Below are 14,962 nucleotides of genomic sequence, written 5' to 3'. Positions count from 1 at the left end.
GGGGCGTTAGCTCAGTTGGTAGAGCAGTTGACTTTTAATCAATTGGTCGCAGGTTCGAATCCTGCACGCCCCACCAACTTTAACATCGTACTCAGGTGTTAAACGTGAAGGATAACGTTGCGTTAGCAACGGCCCGTCAGGGCGAGACGAAGTCGAGTCATCCTGCACGCCCCACCACTATTTTGGTGGTTCCGAGTAAAAAATTTTCAGGCAACACCCAAATGGGGCGTTAGCTCAGTTGGTAGAGCAGTTGACTTTTAATCAATTGGTCGCAGGTTCGAATCCTGCACGCCCCACCAATATTGTGGTGGGTTCCTGAAAAGAGTAAAGCAGTAAACCCCATATGGGGGCGTTAGCTCAGTTGGTAGAGCAGTTGACTTTTAATCAATTGGTCGCAGGTTCGAATCCTGCACGCCCCACCAGTGTAAAAAGGCGCCCTAAAGGCGCCTTTTTGCTATGCGCAGGATTTTTGATTCGAACCTGCAGCAGGTCCGAGTCGAACGTAGTGAGACAACGGAGCCGTTTACGGCGGCGGCCCGAAGGGCGAGCGAAGCGAGTCATCCTGCACGCCCCACCAGTGTAAAAAAGCGCCCTAAAGGCGCTTTTTTGCTATCTGCGATTTATAAGATTCGAACCTGCTTGCCGGATGTGTTTCGCTTATCAGCCCTACAGACGACACGACTCATGTAGGCCGGATAAGACGTCAGTCGCCATTCGGCATGCATCACACGCAATTCTTGTGACTTTTCTACACCAATCCGCTATCTTGTTTAGCATACAAAACAATTCTAACCGAATATGGCGTGCGTCACGCTTTTAATCGGTTATTTCGTTAAGCCAGTAAAACGAGAAAGCAAGATGAGCGTGATGTTTGATCCAGAAGCAGCAATTTATCCGTTTCCGCCGAAGCCAGCGCTGCTGAGTGCGGATGAAAAGCAATTTTATCGAGAGAAAATTAAACGTCTGCTGAAAGAGCGTGATGCCGTCATGGTCGCGCACTATTACACCGACCCTGAAATTCAGCAGTTGGCCGAAGAGACCGGTGGCTGTATCTCAGATTCGCTGGAGATGGCGCGGTTTGGTGCAAAACATTCTGCCTCTACGCTGCTGGTTGCGGGCGTAAGGTTTATGGGAGAAACCGCCAAAATTCTCAGCCCGGAAAAGACTATCCTGATGCCGACCTTACAGGCGGAATGTTCATTAGATCTGGGCTGTCCGATTGATGCGTTCAGCGCATTTTGCGACGCGCATCCGGACCGCACCGTGGTGGTCTATGCCAATACCTCAGCCGCCGTAAAAGCACGTGCGGATTGGGTTGTCACGTCCAGTATCGCGGTAGAACTTATTGAGCACCTTGATAGTTTAGGTGAAAAAATCATCTGGGCCCCGGACAGACATCTGGGCAACTACGTGCAAAAACAGACCGGCGCAGATGTGCTCTGTTGGCAGGGAGCCTGTATTGTTCACGACGAATTTAAAACCCAGGCTTTATCGCGTATGAAAGCGCTTTACCCTGATGCCGCAATATTGGTGCACCCAGAGTCCCCTCAGTCTATCGTTGATATGGCCGATGCGGTTGGCTCAACCAGCCAGCTCATCACCGCAGCTAAATCGTTACCGCATAAGCAGCTGATTGTGGCGACTGACCGGGGCATTTTTTACAAAATGCAGCAGGCCGTTCCGGATAAAGAATTGCTTGAAGCGCCGACGGCTGGCGAGGGGGCAACCTGTCGCAGCTGTGCGCATTGTCCGTGGATGGCGATGAACGGCCTCAAGGCGATTGCTGAGGGCCTGGAACAAGGCGGAGCGGCTCATGAGATACATGTTGATGCTGCGCTGCGAGAAGGGGCGTTGTTGCCGTTAAACCGCATGTTGGAATTTGCGGCTACACTTCGAGCTTAATTAATTTTTTTGCTCTGGGGGAAAAGATGGACTTTTTTAGCACGCAGAACATTCTGGTACATATTCCGATTGGCGCGGGCGGTTACGATCTGTCGTGGATCGAAGCTGTGGGGACGATCGCCGGGTTGCTGTGTATTGGCCTGGCGAGCCTTGAGAAAATAAGCAATTACTTCTTCGGCCTGATAAACGTCACGCTGTTTGCGATTATCTTCTTTCAGATCCAGCTTTATGCCAGCCTGTTGCTGCAAGTCTTTTTCTTTGCCGCCAACATCTACGGCTGGTACGCCTGGTCCCGGCAAACCAGCCAGCATGAAGCGGAACTTAAAATTCGCTGGCTACCGTTACCAAAAGCGCTGGGCTGGCTGGCGGCCTGCGTGGTAGCGATCGGCCTGATGTCGGTCTATATCGATCCGGTGTTTGCGTTCCTGACTCGCATTGCGGTGAACATTATGCAGGCATTAGGATTACAGGTTGTTGTGCCTGAGTTGCAACCCGATGCGTTCCCGTTCTGGGATTCCTGCATGATGGTGCTATCGATTGTGGCGATGATCCTGATGACGCGCAAATACGTTGAAAACTGGCTGCTGTGGGTAATCATCAACGTAATCAGCGTGGTGATCTTTGCCCTGCAAGGGGTGTATGCCATGTCGCTGGAATACATGATCCTGACGGTTATCGCCCTCAACGGGAGCAGGATGTGGATTAACAGCGCGCGTGAACGAGGTGTAGTGGTCAAGTAATACTGGCCACAGTTTTACAGTAAAAATGGTATCTGTTCTCAGACTCTTCCGGCGTCAGTCCACCGTTATAATGGTGAGGTCTGACGCTGTTGTAGTAGTTCAGTATGTAATCATTAATTTGCTGCCGGGCCTCGTCCTTGCCTGCATAACCATGTGCTGGCACCCATTCTGTTTTCAGACTGCGGAAGAAGCGTTCCATTGGACTGTTATCCCAGCAGTTTCCCCGTCGACTGACGCTTTGTTTTATTCTGTAACGCCAGAGAAGTTGCTGATATTTCAGACCTGTATATTGGCTTCCCTGGTCGCTATGGAACATGACATCACGCGGTTGACCACGCGTTTCATAGGCCATCCGCAGGGCACTGCTTATCAGTGCGGTATCGGCATGTACTGACAGACTCCAGCCGACAACCCTGCGGGCAAAAAGATCCATGACGACCGCCAGATAGCACCAGCGATTTCCTGCCCAGAGATACGTAATGTCTCCGCACCACACCCGGTCTGGTTCGGGCACAGCGAACTGACGCTCGAGCAGATTCGGCAGGCAGGTATGCTCCTGACGGGCATTTTTGTACTGATGTTTTCCGGGCTGATAACTGCTCAGGTTCAGATATTTCATCAGACGTCCGGCACGGTAACGGCTCATCGCGACGCCGTTTTGGGTCAGCATGTCAGCCAGAGTGCGTGCCCCCGCAGAGCCCCGACTCTGGTTCCACGCCCGACGTATTTCGCTGCACAACCTGACGTGTACCGGATTAACCATATCGCGTCGTTTTCGCCAGTACCGGTAACTGCTGCGGTGTATTTCCAGCGCGGAGCACAGGCTGACAACCGTGTGGCTGTCACTCAGTCTGGCAACTATCGTGAACCGTTCAGCGAGTCGGACATCAAGAGCGCAGTAGCCTTTTTTAATATCGTATTTTGTTCCTCCAGACGGCGAACCTGCTTTTCCAGCTCGCGGATACGTTGCTGGTCTGGAGTAATGGGCGTGGCAGTGGGCGTAATCCCCTGGCGCTCTCGTCTGAGCTGGCGTACCCAGGACTCAAGCGTGGTAGAACCAACATTCATTGCTTCACTGGCTTGTCGATATGAGTAGCCTTTATCAACAATCAGCTGTGCACATTCCAGCCTGAACTCAGGGGTGAAAGTACGTTTAGTTTTCTTGTTCATTAAGTCACCTGTTTTATGTTGTGGTGAGAATATCACCTTTAATCAGGTGGCCAAATTTACTGTGCCACTACAAATGGTGATGATGTGAATGGCCGGACACGCCCTGATACAGGTGGCAGTCCGGCCCATTGCATGGCTGATACTCCATCTGGATCGTCGCGTGTTCAATCTGGTAGTGATGGATAAGGAAATGCTGAATACGTTCCAGCAGGGCATCATGATCGTGCGGCGGGATCACCTGCACATGCAGCGTCATGACCGGCTTTTCACCCACCATCCAGACGTGGACATGGTGCACATTGCGAACTTCGGGAATATCCCGGCTGAGATGTCGCTGTAGGGCGGCGATATCCAGCGCATGAGGTGCGCCCTCCAGCAATTCATTGACGCTATCTTTTAACAATCGCCAGGCACTGCGCAGCACCAGTACGGAAACCAGAATAGAGAGAATAGGGTCCGCAGGGGTCCAGCCCGTCCAGATAATAATCAGCGCAGCGATGATCGCCCCGACCGAGCCGAGTAAATCCCCCATTACATGCAACGCTGCGGCGCGGACGTTGAGGTTTTTCTCTTCACTGCCGCGATGTAAAACCCAAAAAGCAAGCACATTGGCCAGTAAACCCGCGACAGCAATAACCATCATCATGCCGCCCGCCACGGGACGAGGTGTCTGGAAGCGCTCAATCGCCTCCCAGACGATTAAAATGGTGATAACGACCAATGCGATGGCATTAACGAATGCAGCCAGCGTCGTGAGCCTCAGCCAGCCGAAAGTGTGGCGTATTGTAGGCGGGCGACGGGAAAACTGGACGGCCAGCAGCGCGAAAAGCAGTGCTGCTGCATCCGTAAGCATATGCCCGGCGTCAGCCAGCAAGGCCAGCGAGCCGGAGAGTATCCCTCCCACCACTTCAACCAGCATGAACCCCGCTGTAATGCAGAAGGCGAACAGCAGTCGACGGGCGTTATTATCCTTTGGCTGGTCAGGGGAAGTATGAGTATGTGAGTGCGCCATTGTGCCATCCCTTTGTTATTCTCACCTTTACTGTATGACATCATACCGTTTTTGGGGGGATAAAATTAAAAAGGAGAGCTTCTATTCTCCCGTTATCAGCCACGTAAATATTGGGCATTGCCTTACAGTACAGTGGGTAAAAATCCACAATGTGCATCGATAGCCAGCACAGAATTTTGAAAATAATAATAAAATCCGCAATTACAGTTGGAATTTGCGGTTTGGATCTCATTATTCGCTACATTCTTGCGTTTTTTTGCGTAATCCCGGGATAACACGGTTCGTACTGTAAAACCCCGTTTACACTTTATGACTGAAGATATAGATTGGAGGGATTGCATTCATTTATATAAGTATGGCAACGCTGGAATAATCATGAATTATCAGAACGACGATTTACGCATCAAAGAGATCAACGAGTTATTACCGCCAGTCGCACTGCTGGAAAAATTCCCCGCTACTGAAAATGCCGCAAACACGGTGGCGCACGCCCGTAAGGCGATTCATAAAATTCTGAAAGGGAGCGACGATCGCCTGTTAGTGGTGATTGGGCCGTGTTCGATTCATGATCCGGCAGCCGCCAAAGAATATGCCGCTCGCTTGTTAGCGCTGCGTGAAGAGCTAAAAGACGAGCTTGAAATCGTCATGCGCGTCTATTTTGAAAAGCCGCGTACCACCGTTGGCTGGAAGGGGCTGATCAACGATCCGCACATGGACAACAGCTTCCAGATCAACGATGGCCTGCGCATTGCACGTAAGCTGCTGCTGGATATCAACGACAGCGGATTGCCGGCTGCGGGTGAATTCCTCGACATGATCACGCCGCAATACCTCGCCGACCTGATGAGTTGGGGCGCGATTGGGGCACGTACCACTGAGTCTCAAGTACACCGCGAGCTGGCCTCCGGTCTGTCTTGCCCGGTTGGTTTTAAAAACGGTACCGATGGCACGATCAAAGTTGCGATTGATGCGATCAACGCCGCAGGGGCGCCACACTGCTTCCTGTCTGTGACCAAATGGGGTCATTCGGCGATCGTAAATACCAGCGGTAATGGCGATTGCCATATTATTCTGCGCGGCGGCAAAGAGCCGAACTACAGCGCTCAGCACGTTGCCGACGTGAAAGAAGGTCTGACTAAAGCAGGGCTCTCTGCGCAAGTGATGATCGACTTTAGCCATGCCAACTCCAGCAAGCAGTTCAAAAAGCAGATGGATGTTGCGAAAGACGTTTGTGGACAAGTCGCTGGCGGCGAAAAAGCGATTATTGGCGTGATGATCGAAAGCCATCTGGTCGAGGGTAATCAGAACCCGGATAGCGGTGAGCCGCTGACCTACGGCAAAAGCATTACTGATGCCTGCATTGGTTGGGAAGACACCGATGCAGTGCTGCGCCAGCTGGCGGATGCGGTCAAGGCGCGTCGCGGTTAAAGTTATCTTCCTCCCTTATTAAAACCGGCGAATCAGGCCGGTTTTTTTAATTAATATTAATAAGCTCATTTTATTTTATATACTCAATATATTTCTAAGGTGAATATAAATATATTCCTAATTTTATCATTCCTGTAATAAATATATTAAATCCAGGGTTATCATATCCCCGGGATTTTTATAAATATAGAGGGATGAATATGAATAAAAACTTTAACATCGTCTGGAATACCGCGCGTAATATGTATGTCGTGGCTTCTGAATTTGCACAGGGTGACAGTCAGATAAAAAGCCAGGCCAGGGCGGCAGGCATCGCCACGCTGCTGGGGTTACTCTCTGGTCCGGCGATGGCGGATTACACCCCGACTGTTGCGGTCGGTGAGTCCGTTACCGGTGAAACTCTTAATCAGGGTGATATTCAGAGAGTTTATGGCAACGCATCAGATACCGCGATAGAGGGAGGACGCCAGGAGGTTTTTGGGCAATCTTCAGGTGCGACCGTTACTCTCGACGGGTGGATATCGGTCTGGAATGGGGGGGGTATTACTAATATTACGAGTAATGGCGGAACTGTTTCTGTAAATGACGGAGGGACGGCAACTGATATTACCTTTACGGATGGCGGGCGTTTTTATACAAACGGATCGGCAATAGCAACAAATGTAGTATTAGCAGAAAATACCTCATTTCAGTCTAGTACTTCTGCAACGGTTTCAGGTATGAATGGGGATGGGACAACATTCAGTATTGCGAATGGCTTAGCTAACAATATTATATTGAATACCTATGATTCCTCTTTTTATGTATATGATGGCTCTACCGCAACAGATATTACGGTTAATTCAGGTTATCTTGGAATAGATGGTGGGGCTGAAGCTGAAGGGGTAACGGTTAAAGATGGTTCTATCTATATAGCGGATGACGCTATAGTCAATGACGTCGAGTTATTTTCTGACGCGAATATGGATGTATCAACGGACGCCAGCGTTACCGGTACCCATGAAGAAGGCGGTGCATTTGATATTACAGACAATACTGCGAAAAATGTATGGATAACGGGTGGCGGTTTATTGACTGTTAAAAAAGACGGGATATCAATTGATACTGTTTTGAGTGGGGTCGATAGCACCCAATCTGTTACGGGCATAGCAAAACATACGACAATTAGCTCAGGTGCAATGAATATAATTAAAAAAACAGGAATAGCCGAGGATTCTGTCATTAACGCTTGGGGATCTGAATGGATTAATTCGGGTGAGTCTATTAATGCGACCATTAATGACGGTGGTAAGCAGATAGTTTATGGTGGTGGTCTTGCCGAAAGTTCAACGGTAAACGATGGTGGAACGCTGAAGGTCTGTGGTGGGAATGGTGGATGTGACGTGCTTGACGGTAATCCGGTACCGGGGGAAGGGACAGCCATCAATGCCACCGTCAACAGCGGCGGTACGCTCTGGCTGGAATCAGGTGATGCCATCCTTGAAGGCACCACGCTGATTAAAACCGGCGCCATCGTTAATGCCGTAACCGGTGTTATTACCAACAATGGGATCCTGGATTATGACCTCGACGCGGGAGCCTCCCGTACCGAGAGCAACACTATTCAGGGCATTGGGTCCCTGCAAAAAACCGGGCAGGGTACGTTGCTGCTTACCGGTAACAACACTTACGCTGGTGACACGCTTGTCGACGAAGGCACCCTCTGGCTCGCTGATTCTGCCGTTATCGGCGTCCCCACAGTATCTGGCTCATCTTCGCAGTTAATGGGCTACCTACCTTCCGGCTCTGTCAGCGTCGCTGCAGGGGCAACCCTCGGTGGTTCCGGCGTTATCAATGATGATGTCTCGAATGCTGGCAACATCGCCATCAGTCAGAGCAATGAGACCGGTCACACCCTCACAATTAACGGCAATTACACCGGTAATAATGGCACGCTCTCCCTTAATACACAGCTGGGGGATGATGCCTCCCCGACGGATAAGCTCCTCATTTCCGGCGATACCGCAGGCACGACCACTGTCTTTGTTACTAATACTGGCGGGGACGGAGCCCTCACCACGCAGGGGATCGAGGTGATAGATGTCGGCGGTCAGTCTGACGGCGTCTTCACCCAGGGCAACCAGGTTCAGGTCGGATTGTATGAATACCGCTTGTATCAGGACGGTGGTGACTGGTATTTGCACTCGCAGACCGTTACCCCGGTTAATCCTGACGATGGTGGCGATGTCACTCCGGTTAATCCGGATGACGGTGGCAATGCCGTCCCTGTGGACCCTCAGTATCGCGCTGATATCGGCGCCTATCTCGGCAACCAGTGGATGGCGCGTAATCTGCAAATGCAGACCCTTTATGACCGCGAAGGCAGCCAGTTACGTACCGATGACGGCAGTATGTGGATGCGCTTTAAAGCAGGTGATGCATCGTCACAGGCTGCAAACGGTCATGTGGATATTGACAACAACTATTCTCAGCTCCAGATTGGCGGCGATATACTGAGCTGGGATGATAGCGTGCAGAGCCTGAAAGCAGGGCTGATGGTGAGCTATATCAACGCCGATACGGACAGCACCGGTAACCGAGGGGCGGATGGGAGCCAGTTCTCTGCCAGTGGTAACGTAGCCGGTTACAATCTTGGGGCTTATGCCACCTGGTTTGCGGATGCGAAGGACCATAGCGGGCTGTATGTGGATAGCTGGTACCAGTACGGCCTCTACAATAACAGCGTAAATAACGGCGACGTGGGTTCAAAGGATTATGATTCGACAGCCAGCGCTGTTTCTCTGGAAACGGGCTATCGGTATGACATCGGACTTGAAAACCTGAACACTGTCAGCCTGACGCCACAGGCTCAGGTGACATGGCAACAATATAAAGCGGACGCGGTTGTGCAGAATGGAACGCGTATTGATGGACAAAACGGTGACAGCTGGAACACGCGCCTCGGACTGCGGGTAGATGGCAAGCTGCACAAGAATACCACATCGGTTATCCAGCCGTTTGCGGAGGTGAACTGGTTACACACCAGCGATGATGTTGCCGTTTCGTTTGATGGCGCGCAGGTGAAGCAGGATCTTCCGGCAGATCGCGCCGAGGTGAAAGTAGGTATTCAGGCGAATCTGAATAGCCAGTGGAGCATCACGGGTCAGGTTGCTGGGCAAAAGGGACGTAATGATTATGGCGATCTCAACGGTAGCCTGGACGTCCGTTACAGCTGGTAAAGTGACATAAAAAACAGAGTAATCAGGCCTACAAGTAAGCTTGTAGGCCTGATGAAATTACTTCGCTTTACCCTGGTTGGCTACCGCTGCAGCTTTTGCTGCGATCTCGTCAGCGTTACCCAGATAGTAATGTTTGATCGGCTTGAAGTTTTCGTCGAACTCATACACCAGCGGTACACCGGTCGGGATGTTCAGTTCGAGGATCTCATCTTCGCCCATGTTATCCAGGTATTTCACCAGCGCACGCAGGGAGTTACCGTGAGCGGCAATAATGACGCGCTCACCGCTTTTCATGCGCGGCAGAATGGTTTCATTCCAGTAAGGGATAACGCGATCGATAGTCAGTGCCAGGCTTTCGGTGACCGGAAGTTCTTTGTCGGTCAGTTTGGCATAACGCGGATCGTGACCCGGATAGCGCTCGTCATCTTTAGTCAGTTCCGGTGGGGTGACCGCAAAGCCACGACGCCATTGCTTAACCTGCTCGTCACCGTATTTTTCAGCAGTTTCGGCTTTGTTCAACCCCTGCAGTGCGCCGTAATGACGTTCGTTCAGTTTCCAGGATTTCTCAACCGGCAGCCAGGCCTGATCCAGTTCGTCCAGGACATTCCACAGGGTGTGGATGGCACGTTTCAGTACAGAGGTATAAGCAAAATCGAAGCTGTAGCCTTCCTCTTTCAGCAGTTTACCTGCCGCTTTTGCTTCGCCCACGCCTTTTTCAGACAGGTCAACATCATACCAACCGGTAAAGCGGTTTTCGTTGTTCCACTGACTTTCACCATGACGTACCAGAACCAGCTTAGTTACAGCCATACACTCACTCCTATAAATCATATTGAATGATAATAATTCTCATTATATTGCCGTAAAGTGTCAGCGGCAATGCTTACGCATAACCATAGCGAAAATAGCGGCACAGTGTAAGGTTCTTGTGAACTCAAGGTTGCGATTTTGTCTTTGAGTGGTGTGGTTTTGAGCGGATCTCGCGTGGGGATAAATGACGAGCCGGGTATCGACTCGTCACGGTTAACTATCAGGCAGGAATAAACCGGTATTCCGTCACGCTGGCGTATTCTTCGCCCGGTCGCAGGAAGCAGTCTGGCTGCGGCCATTCCGGATGATTTGGGCTGTCAGGCAGAAACTCACTTTCCAGCGCCAGTCCTTGCCAGTCTTCGTAGGCGTCAGGCCCACGGGATGGCGTACCACCGAGGAAGTTACCGGAATAGAACTGCAATGCCGGGGCAGAGGTGTAGACCTCCATTTGCAGTTTTTCATCCTGGGACCAGACCATGGCGACCGGTTTGCGGGCATCGCCTTGCGTCTGTAACAAGAAAGCGTGATCGTAACCTTTCACCTTGCGCTGATCGTCATCGGTCAGAAACTCGCTGTCGATGCGTTTAGGTGCACGGAAATCGAACGAGGTGCCCGCCACGGGTTTCAGTCCGTCATGCGGGATACCCATTTCATCAACCGGCAGGTACGTATCGGCCAGAATCTGCAGCTTGTGCTGGCGGACATCCGTTTTGTCGCCGTCGAGGTTGAAATAAACGTGATTCGTCAGATTCACCGGACAGGGTTTATCCACTGTCGCACGGTAGGTAATCGAAATACGGTTATCATCGGTCAGGCGATATTGCGCGGTGGCGCAGAGGTGACCCGGAAAGCCCTGATCGCCATCGTCAGACGTTAAGGCGAACAGCACCTGACGGTCATTCTGATTGACTATCTGCCAGCGACGTTTGTCGAAACCGTCCGGCCCGCCGTGCAGCTGGTTGTCGCCCTGGCTTGGTATTAATTCAACGGTTTCGCCGGCAAAAGTATAGCGGCTGTTGGCGATACGGTTAGCGTAGCGGCCAATCGAGGCCCCCAAAAATGCGGCCTGTTGTGGGTATTGTTCCGGGCTGGCGCAACCGAGTAATGCTTCGCGCACGCTACCATCGCTGAGCGGAATACGGGCAGACAGCAGGGTTGCGCCCCAGTCCATCAGCGTGACCACCATCCCTGCGTCATTGCGCAGGGTGAGCAGGCGAAACGGCTGACCGTCCGGAGCCTGCACGGGGATTTCGTTTAACATTGTCCGGCTCCTTGTGAGGGTTTGCAGACGTAGAATGTTTCTTTGATACCGGTTTTTGCTTCGTACTGCCCGGCGACAGCCTGCTTCACGGCAGGCACCAAATCTTGTGGGATCAGCGCCACGATGCAGCCGCCGAAGCCGCCACCGGTCATGCGTACACCGCCTTTATCGCCGATGGTCGCTTTGACAATCTCTACCAGCGTATCAATTTGCGGCACGGTAATTTCAAAGTCATCGCGCATTGAAGCGTGAGATTCCGCCATCAATTGGCCCATACGCAGCAGGTCGCCTTTTTCCAGCGCCTGCGCAGCTTCAACGGTACGCGCATTTTCCGTGATCACGTGGCGAACGCGTTTGGCGACAATCGGATCCAGCTCGTGGGCGACGGCGTTAAACGCTTCAAGGCTGACATCACGCAGCGCTGGCTGCTGGAAGAAACGCGCGCCGGTTTCACACTGTTCGCGACGGGTGTTGTACTCACTGCCAACCAGCGTACGTTTAAAGTTACTGTTGATGATCACCACCGCCACACCTTCCGGCATGGAAACGGCTTTGGTGCCCAGCGTACGGCAGTCGATCAGCAGCGCATGATCTTTCTTGCCCAGCGCGGAGATGAGCTGGTCCATAATGCCGCAGTTACAGCCGACAAACTGGTTTTCCGCTTCCTGGCCGTTCAGGGCGATCTGCGCGCCGTCGAGCGGCAGGTGATAGAGCTGCTGGAACACGGTGCCCACAGCCACTTCCAGCGAGGCGGAAGAGCTTAAGCCCGCGCCTTGCGGGACATTACCGCTGATCACCAGATCCGCGCCGCCAAAGGCATTACTGCGTTTTTGTAGATGCTTCACCACGCCAAGCACGTAGTTCGACCATTGCTGGCTATCGTGGGCGATAATCGGCGCATCGAGGGAGAACTCATCAATCTGATTGTCGTAATCAGCGGCGATCACGCGAACTTTTCTATCGTCGCGCGGCGCACAACTGATGACGGTTTGATAGTCGATGGCGCAGGGCAGAACGAAGCCGTCGTTATAATCGGTGTGTTCGCCTATCAGGTTTACGCGACCCGGAGCCTGAATAGTATGGGTGGCAGGGTAGCCAAACGTTTCTGCAAACAGAGATTGTGTTTTTTCTTTCAGACTCATTATTTAAACTCCGGATTCGCGAAAATGGATGTCGCTGACCGCACGCAGTCGCTCAGCCGCTTGCTCTGCCGTCAGGTCGCGCTGGGTTTCAGCCAGCATTTCGTAACCAACCATAAACTTACGTACGGTCGCGGAACGCAGCAGCGGCGGGTAAAAGTGTGCGTGCAACTGCCAGTGACCATTCTCTTCGCCGTTAAACGGCGCGCCGTGCCAGCCCATAGAGTAGGGGAAAGAGCACTGGAACAGGTTGTCATAACGACTGGTCAGTTTTTTCAACGCCAGCGCCAGGTCAGCACGCTGTTCGTCGGTCAAATCAGTAATACGCAGGACATGCGCTTTCGGCAGCAGCAGCGTTTCGAACGGCCATGCAGCCCAGTAAGGGACAACCGCCAGCCAGTGCTCGGTTTCTACGACCGTACGGCTGCCGTCCGCCAGTTCGCGCTGGACGTAATCAACGAGCATTGGCGTGCCCTGTTCAGTGAAGTACGCTTTCTGTAGGCGATCTTCACGTTCGGCTTCGTTGGGCAGGAAACTGTTGGCCCAAATTTGTCCGTGGGGGTGCGGGTTCGAGCAGCCCATCGCCGCGCCTTTATTCTCAAATACCTGCACCCAGGGATAGGTTTTGCCTAACTCTGCGGTTTGTTCCTGCCACGTCTGTACAATTTCTGTTAGCGCAGGGACGCTGAGCTCTGGCAGCGTTTTACTGTGATCGGGCGAGAAGCAGATCACGCGGCTGGTACCGCGTGCGCTCTGGCAACGCATCAACGGATCGTGACTGTCCGGCGCGTCCGGGGTATCAGACATCAGCGCGGCAAAGTCATTAGTGAAGACATAGGTCCCGGTGTAATCCGGGTTTTTGTCACCGGTAACGCGCGTATTGCCCGCGCACAGGAAGCAGTCCGGATCATGCGCGGGCAGTACCTGCTTAGACGGAGTTTCCTGCGCCCCCTGCCAGGGGCGTTTGGCGCGATGCGGTGAAACGAGGATCCACTGCCCGGTGAGCGGGTTAAAACGGCGATGTGGATGATCGACAGGATTGAATTGCGTCATGATTGGTCCTTAATCCGAATATCCCTGTGGATGGCGTGATTGCCAGTGCCAGGTATCTTGTGCCATTTCATCCAGTGTACGCGTCACGCGCCAGTTAAGTTCGCGGTCTGCTTTGCTGGCATCGGCCCAGTAGGCAGGCAGATCGCCGTCGCGGCGCGGAGCAAAATGGTAGTTCACTGGCTTACCGCAGGCTTTGCTGAAGGCGTTGACCACATCCAGTACACTACTACCAACGCCAGCGCCAAGGTTGTAAATATGCACACCCTGTTTGCCCGCCAGTTTTTCCATTGCGACAACGTGACCGTCGGCAAGATCCATCACGTGGATGTAATCTCGAACGCCGGTACCGTCTTCGGTCGGGTAGTCATTACCAAATATGGCCAGAGACTCACGGCGGCCCACGGCAACCTGCGCGATGTAAGGCATCAGATTGTTAGGGATGCCTTGCGGGTCTTCGCCCATGTCTCCTGACGGATGTGCGCCAACCGGATTGAAATAGCGTAACAACGCGATGCTCCACTCAGGTTGTGCTTTTTGCAGATCGGTCAGGATCTGTTCCACCATCAGCTTACTTTTGCCGTACGGACTTTGTGGTGTACCGGTCGGGAAGCTTTCAACGTAAGGAATTTGCGGCTGATCGCCATAGACTGTGGCGGAGGAGCTGAATATGAAGTTTTTCACGTTCGCGGCGCGCATCGCATTGACCAGACGCAGAGTGCCGTTGACGTTGTTGTCATAGTACTCCAGCGGTTTAGCAACGGATTCGCCGACGGCCTTCAGACCGGCAAAGTGGATGACCGTATCGATGGCATGATCGTGCAGGATTTCGGTGATCAGCGCTTCGTTACGGATATCACCTTCGACGAAGGTCGGATGTTTTCCACCTAAACGCTCAATAACGGGCAGTACGCTGCGCTTACTGTTGCAGAGGTTATCAAGGATCACGACGTCGTGGCCATTCTTAAGCAACTGCACACAAGTGTGGCTTCCAATGTAACCGCTACCACCTGTAACCAATACTCTCATAATTCGCTCCGTTATGCCTATATCATGTAATGAAGATAGCATAACAAAGTTGTGAAAAGTGTGACATGGAATAAATTAGTGGAATCGTTTACACATGCCGATTCTCAACGTCTGAATTGCATTTTTTGATTTTAAATCATTGTGTTATTCAATGATTGCAGCTTTTATCTGAAAAATCAGGCTTAAAAAAGGGCGCATTAGCG

At 52.1% G+C, this 14,962-nt stretch carries 11 protein-coding genes, 3 tRNA genes and 1 other RNA gene; 8 read left to right on the top strand and 7 right to left on the bottom strand.

The features are described from left to right. The 6 genes from SK32_RS09275 to pnuC all read left to right on the top strand — a co-directional run bounded on the left by SK32_RS09275 (position 1) and on the right by pnuC (position 2,642). A tRNA-Lys gene (locus tag SK32_RS09275) sits at positions 1-76 on the top strand. A 147-nt stretch (positions 77-223) separates the two neighbouring features. Further along, positions 224-299 (top strand) — tRNA-Lys (locus SK32_RS09270). Between the two features lie 47 nt (positions 300-346). Further along, a tRNA-Lys gene (locus SK32_RS09265) sits at positions 347-422 on the top strand. A gap of 22 nt (positions 423-444) precedes the next feature. Next, a non-coding RNA gene (locus SK32_RS24590) (RtT sRNA) lies at positions 445-577 on the top strand. A 281-nt stretch (positions 578-858) separates the two neighbouring features. Beyond that, positions 859-1,902 (top strand): quinolinate synthase NadA, encoded by a 1,044-nt coding sequence (gene nadA, locus SK32_RS09260; RefSeq protein WP_048212239.1) that lies wholly within the window; start codon positions 859-861, stop codon positions 1,900-1,902. Positions 1,903-1,928: 26 nt separating this feature from the next. Next, entirely contained in the window at positions 1,929-2,642 is a 714-nt protein-coding gene (gene pnuC, locus SK32_RS09255; protein WP_048212238.1) for a nicotinamide riboside transporter PnuC, read from the top strand. Here pnuC and SK32_RS25705 read toward each other — a convergent pair. Then, positions 2,635-3,848 (bottom strand): IS3 family transposase gene (locus SK32_RS25705; protein WP_148735742.1). Its coding sequence is split into 2 segments (ribosomal slippage): positions 2,635-3,554 and positions 3,554-3,848, totalling 1,215 coding nucleotides; the frame shifts between segments, so codons are not numbered across the junction. The two genes, pnuC and SK32_RS25705, sit on opposite strands and share 8 nt — an antisense overlap. A gap of 31 nt (positions 3,849-3,879) precedes the next feature. Beyond that, positions 3,880-4,824, bottom strand: a complete 945-nt coding sequence (gene zitB / locus SK32_RS09240) for a CDF family zinc transporter ZitB (protein ID WP_048212237.1) — start codon at positions 4,822-4,824, stop codon at positions 3,880-3,882. A 375-nt stretch (positions 4,825-5,199) separates the two neighbouring features. On the opposite strand from zitB, the gene aroG reads away from it, so the two are divergent. Further along, positions 5,200-6,252, top strand: coding sequence for a 3-deoxy-7-phosphoheptulonate synthase AroG (gene aroG / locus SK32_RS09230; protein ID WP_048212235.1), 1,053 nt, complete (start codon positions 5,200-5,202; stop codon positions 6,250-6,252). A 200-nt stretch (positions 6,253-6,452) separates the two neighbouring features. Next, positions 6,453-9,470 (top strand): autotransporter outer membrane beta-barrel domain-containing protein, encoded by a 3,018-nt coding sequence (locus SK32_RS09225; protein ID WP_048212234.1) that lies wholly within the window; start codon positions 6,453-6,455, stop codon positions 9,468-9,470. Positions 9,471-9,527: 57 nt separating this feature from the next. Here SK32_RS09225 and gpmA read toward each other — a convergent pair whose 3' ends face one another. The 5 genes from gpmA to galE form a co-directional block, all read right to left on the bottom strand. Next, positions 9,528-10,280, bottom strand: coding sequence for a 2,3-diphosphoglycerate-dependent phosphoglycerate mutase (gpmA, locus tag SK32_RS09220; RefSeq protein ID WP_003022999.1), 753 nt, complete (start codon positions 10,278-10,280; stop codon positions 9,528-9,530). Between the two features lie 220 nt (positions 10,281-10,500). Beyond that, positions 10,501-11,541 (bottom strand): galactose-1-epimerase, encoded by a 1,041-nt coding sequence (galM, locus tag SK32_RS09215; RefSeq protein WP_048212233.1) that lies wholly within the window; start codon positions 11,539-11,541, stop codon positions 10,501-10,503. Further along, positions 11,535-12,683 carry a galactokinase gene (gene galK / locus SK32_RS09210; protein WP_048212232.1) on the bottom strand — a complete coding sequence of 383 codons (1,149 nt, stop codon included), beginning with the start codon at positions 12,681-12,683 and terminating at the stop codon, positions 11,535-11,537. Before galK ends, galM begins: the two co-directional genes overlap by 7 nt. Positions 12,684-12,686: 3 nt before the next feature. Next, positions 12,687-13,733, bottom strand: coding sequence for a galactose-1-phosphate uridylyltransferase (gene galT / locus SK32_RS09205; RefSeq protein WP_048212231.1), 1,047 nt, complete (start codon positions 13,731-13,733; stop codon positions 12,687-12,689). A 9-nt stretch (positions 13,734-13,742) separates the two neighbouring features. Further along, entirely contained in the window at positions 13,743-14,759 is a 1,017-nt protein-coding gene (gene galE / locus SK32_RS09200) for a UDP-glucose 4-epimerase GalE (protein ID WP_040232497.1), read from the bottom strand. Between the last annotated feature and the right edge of the window lie 203 nt (positions 14,760-14,962).

Source organism: Citrobacter sp. MGH100, from assembly GCF_001034465.1.
GTDB lineage: Bacteria > Pseudomonadota > Gammaproteobacteria > Enterobacterales > Enterobacteriaceae > Citrobacter > Citrobacter youngae.
Note: the sequence above shows the minus strand (reverse complement) of the source record. Positions and strands in the feature narration are given on the sequence as shown.

Bases quoted from the DNA above. Each gene is read 5' to 3' on its own strand.
- nadA (WP_048212239.1), top strand. From the start codon at position 859: ATGAGCGTGATGTTTGATCCAGAAGCAGCAATTTATCCGTTTCCGCCG.
- pnuC (WP_048212238.1), top strand. From the start codon at position 1,929: ATGGACTTTTTTAGCACGCAGAACATTCTGGTACATATTCCGATTGGC.
- zitB (WP_048212237.1), bottom strand. From the start codon at position 4,824: ATGGCGCACTCACATACTCATACTTCCCCTGACCAGCCAAAGGATAAT.
- aroG (WP_048212235.1), top strand. From the start codon at position 5,200: ATGAATTATCAGAACGACGATTTACGCATCAAAGAGATCAACGAGTTA.
- SK32_RS09225 (WP_048212234.1), top strand. From the start codon at position 6,453: ATGAATAAAAACTTTAACATCGTCTGGAATACCGCGCGTAATATGTAT.
- gpmA (WP_003022999.1), bottom strand. From the start codon at position 10,280: ATGGCTGTAACTAAGCTGGTTCTGGTACGTCATGGTGAAAGTCAGTGG.
- galM (WP_048212233.1), bottom strand. From the start codon at position 11,541: ATGTTAAACGAAATCCCCGTGCAGGCTCCGGACGGTCAGCCGTTTCGC.
- galK (WP_048212232.1), bottom strand. From the start codon at position 12,683: ATGAGTCTGAAAGAAAAAACACAATCTCTGTTTGCAGAAACGTTTGGC.
- galT (WP_048212231.1), bottom strand. From the start codon at position 13,733: ATGACGCAATTCAATCCTGTCGATCATCCACATCGCCGTTTTAACCCG.
- galE (WP_040232497.1), bottom strand. From the start codon at position 14,759: ATGAGAGTATTGGTTACAGGTGGTAGCGGTTACATTGGAAGCCACACT.